Annotated in this window: 6 protein-coding genes and 1 pseudogene; 6 read left to right on the top strand and 1 reads right to left on the bottom strand. The window is 73.1% G+C overall.

Annotated elements, in window-relative coordinates:
• From CCN56_RS31395 to pepN, 4 genes and pseudogenes are all read left to right on the top strand, one after another.
• Positions 1–392 (top strand): helix-turn-helix transcriptional regulator (locus CCN56_RS31395; protein ID WP_143664677.1); only part of this gene is annotated, 392 nt, incomplete at its 5' end.
• 11 nt (positions 393–403) lie between these two features.
• Entirely contained in the window at positions 404–727 is a 324-nt protein-coding gene (locus tag CCN56_RS31390) for a chorismate mutase (RefSeq protein WP_041128714.1), read from the top strand.
• Positions 727–1713 (top strand): asparaginase, encoded by a 987-nt coding sequence (locus tag CCN56_RS31385; RefSeq protein ID WP_086831298.1) that lies wholly within the window; start codon positions 727–729, stop codon positions 1711–1713. The genes CCN56_RS31390 and CCN56_RS31385 overlap by 1 nt, the downstream gene beginning before the upstream one ends.
• Positions 1714–1764: 51 nt before the next feature.
• Positions 1765–4193 (top strand): annotated as a pseudogene (gene pepN / locus CCN56_RS31380) (aminopeptidase N).
• Positions 4194–4198: 5 nt separating this feature from the next.
• Here pepN and CCN56_RS31375 read toward each other — a convergent pair.
• On the bottom strand, positions 4199–5089 hold the full coding sequence (locus CCN56_RS31375) for a LysR family transcriptional regulator (protein WP_256962273.1): 891 nt from the start codon (positions 5087–5089) through the stop codon (positions 4199–4201).
• Between the two features lie 106 nt (positions 5090–5195).
• On the opposite strand from CCN56_RS31375, the gene CCN56_RS31370 reads away from it, so the two are divergent.
• Positions 5196–5603 carry a hypothetical protein gene (locus tag CCN56_RS31370; protein WP_179200053.1) on the top strand — a complete coding sequence of 136 codons (408 nt, stop codon included), beginning with the start codon at positions 5196–5198 and terminating at the stop codon, positions 5601–5603.
• Positions 5596–6652: multicopper oxidase family protein (locus CCN56_RS31365; protein ID WP_179200052.1), on the top strand; the 1057-nt coding region annotated here is incomplete at its 3' end. The genes CCN56_RS31370 and CCN56_RS31365, both read left to right, overlap by 8 nt.

The following is a 6652-nucleotide window of genomic DNA, read 5'->3' as shown; positions in this document are numbered from 1 at the left end:
ACGCCGACGGGGACCCCGTCCTCGCCGCCCTCGCCCGCGACGCCTTCCAGCCGCTCTCCGTCGCCGACCACGCCGCCCGGCACGGCATGACCCCCACCGAGCTGCGCACCGCCGTCCGCCGCGCCGCCGGATGCAGCCCCAAGGACTACCTGCTCACCGTCCGCCTCGGCCGCGCCAAGGAGCTCCTCGCCGCCACCGAGCTGCCCGTCGCCGCCGTCGCCCGCCGCGTCGGCTACGACGACCCCGCCTACTTCTCCCGGCTCTTCACCCGCCGGGTCGGCACCGCGCCCATCCGTTTCCGCGAGCAGCAGGGGCGGTCCGTGCACGGCGGCTGGAGCAACGTCGTTCCGGATCCCGAACACCCGCCCACGATCCACCCGCGATCCGTCTAAGCTCGCAGATCATGAGCGACACCAGCGACACCAGTGCCATCGACCCGACCGTCATCGCCGAGCTGACCCGGCTGCGCGAAAGCATCGACAACATCGACGCCGCGGTCGTGCACATGCTCGCCGAGCGCTTCAAGTGCACCCAGCAGGTCGGCGTCCTCAAGGCGGAGCACCAGCTCCCGCCCGCCGACCCGGCCCGCGAGGCCCGCCAGATCGCCCGGCTGCGGGAACTCGCCGAGAGCGCGAAACTGGACCCGGCCTTCGCGGAGAAACTCCTCAACTTCATCATCGCCGAGGTCATCCGGCACCACGAGACGATTGCGGACGGAGCACGCTGATGGGCCGCGTCACGGTCTTCACCCTCGGAGGGACCATCTCCGCACGAGGCGGTGACGCAGCCCGCATGACCGGCCAGGAGGTCCTCGCCGAGCTCGGCGCCCCCGAGGACGTCGTCCTGCGGGACTTCCGCCGCGTCCCCAGCTCCACCCTCTCCTTCGAGGACCTGGCGGCCCTCGCCGACGAGGTCCGCAAGGCCGTCGCCGACGGCTCCGGCGTGGTCGTCGTCCAGGGCACCGACACCCTGGAGGAGACCGCCTTCCTCCTCGACCTGCTCTGCACCACCGAGCAGCCGATCGCCGTCACCGGAGCCATGCGTCGCCCCGACCTGCCCGGCGCCGACGGCCCCGCCAACCTCGCCGCCGCGCTCGCCGTCGCCGCCGACCCCGCCTGCCGGAACCTCGGCGTCCTCGTCGTCCTCGCCGACGAGATCCACACCGCCCGCCTCGCCCGCAAGACCCACACCACCTCGATCGCCACCTTCGCCTCACCCGGCGCCGGACCGATCGGCACCGTCGTCGAGGGCGAACCCCGGATCCTGCTCCGCCCCGCCGCCCCCACCGCGCTCTGCGCGCTGAAGTTCGACCCGTCCGTACGCGTCGCCCTGGTGACCCTCTCCCTCGGCGACCGCGGCGAACTCCTCGGCGCCGTCGACGACCGCTTCCAGGGCCTCGTCGTCGCCGCCTTCGGCGCCGGCCACGCCCCCGCCCCGCTCGTCGAACCCCTCGCCGAGATCGCCCGGCGCATCCCGGTCGTCCTGGCCTCCCGCACCGGCGGCGGCGCGACCCTCTCGCACACCTACCGGAGCCCCGGCTCCGAATACGACCTGCTGCACCACGGACTGATCCCGGCCGGCCCGCTCGACCCCGCCAAGGCCCGGATCCTGCTCCACACCCTGATCTCCAGCGGCGCCGCGGGCCCGACCGGCTACGACCGCCCCCGCATCGCCGCCGCCTTCACCCACCTGAACGGCTCCGGCCTCGCCTGAGGTCCGTACACCCCCTGCCCCGGACCGGAGCGATCGGGCAGCATAGGGCCCATGTCCGTACTGACGCGCGACGAAGCGCAGACCCGTGCCCAGCTCCTCGACGTCCACCACTACCGCGTGGACCTCGACCTCACCACCGGCGACGAGACCTTCGAGTCACAGAGCCTCATCCGCTTCACGGCCCGCGCCGCGGGGGACACCTTCGTCGAGCTCAAGCCCGAGACCCTGCACTCCGCCCTCCTCGACGACGAGCCCCTCGACGTCACCGCCCTCGACGGCAACCGGCTCCCGCTGACCCTCACCGAGGGCGAGCACACCCTCCACATCAGCACCACCATGCGGTACTCCCGCACCGGCGAGGGCATGCACCGCTTCACGGACCCCACCGACGGAGAGTCGTACGTCTACACCCAGCTGTTCATGGAGGACGTCCAGCGCGTCTTCGCCTCCTTCGACCAGCCCGACCTGAAGGCCGTCTTCGAGGTGGGCGTCACCGCCCCCGAGGGCTGGACCGTCCTCTCCAACGGCATCACCGAACAGCAGGACGACGGCCGCTGGCAGGCCGCCCCCACCCCGCTGCTCTCCACCTACTTCGTCTGCGTCGCCGCCGGCCCCTTCCACAGCATCCGCACCGAGCACGCCGGCCTGCCCTTCGGCCTCCACTGCCGCCGCTCCCTCGCCGCCCACCTCGACGCCGACGCCGACGAGATCCTCGCCGTCACCAAGGCCTGCTACGACCGCTACCACGAGAAGTTCGACGAGCCGTACCCCTTCGACTCGTACGACCAGGCCTTCGTCCCCGAGTTCAACGCCGGCGCCATGGAGAACCCCGGACTCGTCACCTTCCGCGACGAGTTCGTCTTCCGCTCCGCCGTCACCGTCACCGAGCGGCAGACCCGCGCCATGGTCATCGCCCACGAGATGGCCCACATGTGGTTCGGCGACCTCGTCACCCTGCGCTGGTGGGACGACATCTGGCTGAACGAGTCCTTCGCCGAGTACATGGGCTACCAGACCGTCAACGAGGCCTGCGCCGACCTCTTCCCCGACACCTGGGTCGACTTCGGCGTCACCCGCAAGGCCTGGGGGTACGAGGCGGACCAGCGGCCCTCCTCAACTTCGACGGCATCTCCTACGCCAAGGGCGCCTCCGCCCTGCGCCAGCTCGTCGCCTGGCTCGGCGAGAAGGACTTCCTCGCCGGCATCAACATCCACTTCAAGCGCCACAAGTTCGGCAACGCCACCCTCGCCGACTTCATCGACAACCTGGCCGCCGCCACCGACCGCGACGTCCACGCCTGGGCCGAGCAGTGGCTGCGCACCACGGGCGTCGACACGCTCAGGCCGCGCCTGACCGGCGAGGGAACCCACTGGCAGCTCGCCGTCGACCGCGACGGCAGCCGCCCGCACCGGATCGAGGCCGGTGTGTACGACCGGCAGCCCGACGGCGAGCTGGCCCTCCGCGAGCGCCTCGCCCTCGACGTCCCGCAGGAGGAGCCCGTCGAGCTGACCGGCCCGCGCCCGGCGCTCGTCGTCCTCAACGGCGGCGACCTCACCTACACGAAGCTCCGCTTCGACGAGGTCTCCGAGGAGAGCGCCCTGCGCGGCCTCTCCCGCATCCCCGACGCCCTCACCCGGGCCGTCGTCTGGAACGCGATGCGCGACATGGTCCGCGACGGCGAACTCGCCCCCGTCGAGTACCTGGAGAGCGCCCTCGCGCACCTGCCCGAGGAGACCGAACTCGCCCTGGTCCAGGGAGTCCTCGGCTTCGCCCGCACCCAGATCGCCGACCGGTACGTCACCGAGGAGCAGCGCCCGGCCGCCCTCGCCACCATCGGCGAGATCGCCCGCGCCCTGCTGCGCCGCACCGAGGACGGCGAGGAGCCGGGACTGCGCCTCACCGCGGTCCGCGCCTGCATCGACAGCGCCACCACCCCCGACAAGATCGCCTCCTGGCTCGACGAGGGCACCGTCTACGGCGGCCCGGAGCTCGACCCCGAGCTGCGCTGGCGGATCCTCGCCCGCCTCGCCGTCCTCGGTGCCGTGGACGAGACCGTGATCGCCGCCGAGCTGGAGCGGGACCCGAGCGCCACCGGCCAGGAAGGCGCGGCCCGCTGCCGGGCGGCCCTCCCGGACCCGGAGGCGAAGGCCGCCGCCTGGTCGTCCCTCTTCGACTCCGACGACCTGTCCAACTACCTGTTCACCGCCACCGCCCAGGGCTTCTGGCAGCCCGAACAGGCCGATCTCGTACGGGAGTACGTGCCGCGCTTCTACGAGGCGGCCGTCGCGCTCGGCGACCGCCGGGGCCCCGCGATGGCCGAGGCCGCCGGACGCTACGCCTTCCCGGTGTACGCGATCGACGCGGACTCCCTGGCCCTGGGCGAGTCCCACCTCACCGCCGACACGATGATCCCCGCCCTCCACCGCAAGCTCGTCGACCAGCTGGACGACCTGCGCCGGGCACTGCGCGTGCGCGGCTGAGGGTTCTAGACGGGACCCGAGGTCCAGTCCCATCCGGTGAGCGCGGAGCGCAGCAGCCGCGCGGCACCGGAGAGTCGGCTGTCGGCGCCCCAGAGCAGGGTGAGGGTGCGCCGGCAGTCCGGTCCGTCGACGGCGATCCAGGCGACGGGCGCCCGGGTGGCACTGCGCCGGGCCATGTCGGGGATGAGGCCGATGCCGAGTCCGGCGGCGACCAGGATCGCGGTCGCGCTGGGCTCGTCGCCCTCGCAGACGACCCTCGGCGGCCCCAGGCCGTCCAGGGCGAACAGCCGGTCGAGCAGCCGGCGCTGCCAGTGCCCCTCACGGGTGCAGACGAAGGGCTCGTGGGCGAGTTCCCCGACGTGCACCGAGCTGCGGCCGGCCAGGGGGTGGTCGAGCGGGGTGACCACCCACACCGGCTCGTCGAGCAGCTGGGCCGCCTCCAGGCCCTCGGGCGGAACCGGCTGCGAGGCGACGCACAGGTCCACCTCCTGCGTACGGAGGGCGCGGGCCATCTCCGCGGCGGCCAGCTGGTGGAGCTCGACCTCGACCGCGGGGTGCGCCCGTTTGAACACCCCGAGCGGCCCGGTCAGGGTCAGGAAGGTCTCCGAGGCGAGCCGTACGGCGCCCAACTCGCCGACCGTGACGGCGGCGACGGCCCGGCGCCCCGCGTCGAGCTCCCCGAGGGAGCGCTCGACGTGCCGGAGGAAGACCTTCCCGGCCTCGTTGAGCCGGAGCCGGTCGGCCCGGTCGAACAGCGGCGTGCCGAGCTCGGCCTCGAGACGCATGATGGTGCGGCTCAGTGAGGGCTGGGCCACGCGGAGCTCCCCGGCGGCGCGGCTGAGGTGTTCGAGGCGGGCCACGACGACGAACTGCCTGAGCGTGTGGAGATCCATCATGCCCCCCGGGGCATGGCCCCATAGCGGTATTGATCTTGGACAGGATATCGGCCACGGCATAGCGTCGTTTCTGCCATCGCACCGACAACAAGGGGGGTGACGCCCCATGTTGAGGGGTGTCTGGAAAGCGGTCGTCACGGCGCACGGGGTGGCGGTCTTCGGACAACCGGTGTTCGCCGGCGTCTATCTGAGCGGTGACTTCGACGGTCTGGGCATGCACGGGGCGGGCGCCGACGTCGTCACCTCGCTCTGCCTCGTCCAGCTGGTCGTCGCGATCGTGGTCTGGGCGCGGCTGCGCGTGTCCTGGCCCTTCCACGTCACGCTCGCGCTCGCGGTCGCCGAGACCGCGCAGTACTTCGCAGGGACGGCCGGGGCGCTGTGGCTGCACATCCCCCTGGGCGTGTTCACCGTCGCCGCCGTCACCATGCTGTTCGCCGCGGTCTGGCTCCGGCCGCTGGAACGCCGGGAGACCACCGAGCGGCGGACCGCCGGACGGGAGGCCGTCGATGCCTGACCCGACCAGGCGCCGGGTCCTGGCCGTCGGCGGGGCGCTCGGGGTCATGGCGGCCGGCGGGCTCGGCGTCGCGGCCGGGCTGTCCCGCCGCCCGGCCGCCACCGGTGCCGAACTCCGCAGCGCCGTACCGCTGCCGCCCCCGTTCGAGGTGCCGCTGCCGCTGCCCGCCGTCCTCGAGCCGGTGAGCAAGGGCGCCCGGGAGGACCGCTACGAGATCGTCCAGCGCGAGACGACGGCGGAGATCCTGCCGGGCCTGCGGACCCGCCTGTGGACGTACGGGGGGACCTTCCCCGGCCCCACGATCGAGTCGCGGCGCGGCCGCCCGGTCACCGTGGCCCACCGCAACGAGCTGCCCGTGCCGACCGTGGTGCACCTGCACGGCGGCCGCACCCCGGCGGAGTCGGACGGCTACCCGACGGACCTGGTCACACCGGCGGGCTGGCCGACGACGGCGCACGGCGGCGACACGGGACACGGCGGCCACACGGGGCACGGATCCGGCGGGGCCATGCACGACCCGAAGGCCGTCACGACCGCCCTCACCCGGGAGTACACCTTCCCGCTGGACCAGCGGCCGACGATGCTCTGGTACCACGACCACCGGATGGACTTCACCGCCCCGGCGATCTGGCGGGGCCTCGCCGGACTGCACATCGTGCGCGACGACGCCGAGGAGGCCCTCGGCCTGCCGGCGGGGCCGCGCGAACTGCCGCTGATGATCGCGGACCGGGCCTTCGCCGCCGACGGCGGCCTCGACTACCCGTCCCTCGACCCCACCCTGCGGGGCCGCCCGGGCGTCCGCGAGCCCTACGTGGCCGGTGTCCTCGGCGACGTGATCCTCGTCAACGGCGCCCCCTGGCCGGTGCACGAGGTGGACGCGGCCCGCTACCGCCTGCGTCTCCTGAACGCCTCCAATGCCCGGCACTACGAGCTGGCGTTCGTCGACGAAGGCGACGGGCAGCGTCGAGTGCTTCACCGGTGCCGCGAGCAGGCCCTGGTCGGCGCCGACCTGGACGAACTCGTACATGCGCCCGTCGCCTTCGTCGACG

The sequence above is a fragment of the Streptomyces sp. NRRL B-24572 genome, from assembly GCF_002156145.1.
GTDB classification, from domain to species: Bacteria; Actinomycetota; Actinomycetes; order Streptomycetales; family Streptomycetaceae; genus Streptomyces; species Streptomyces vietnamensis.
This window is presented reverse-complemented; position numbering and strand designations above follow the sequence as displayed.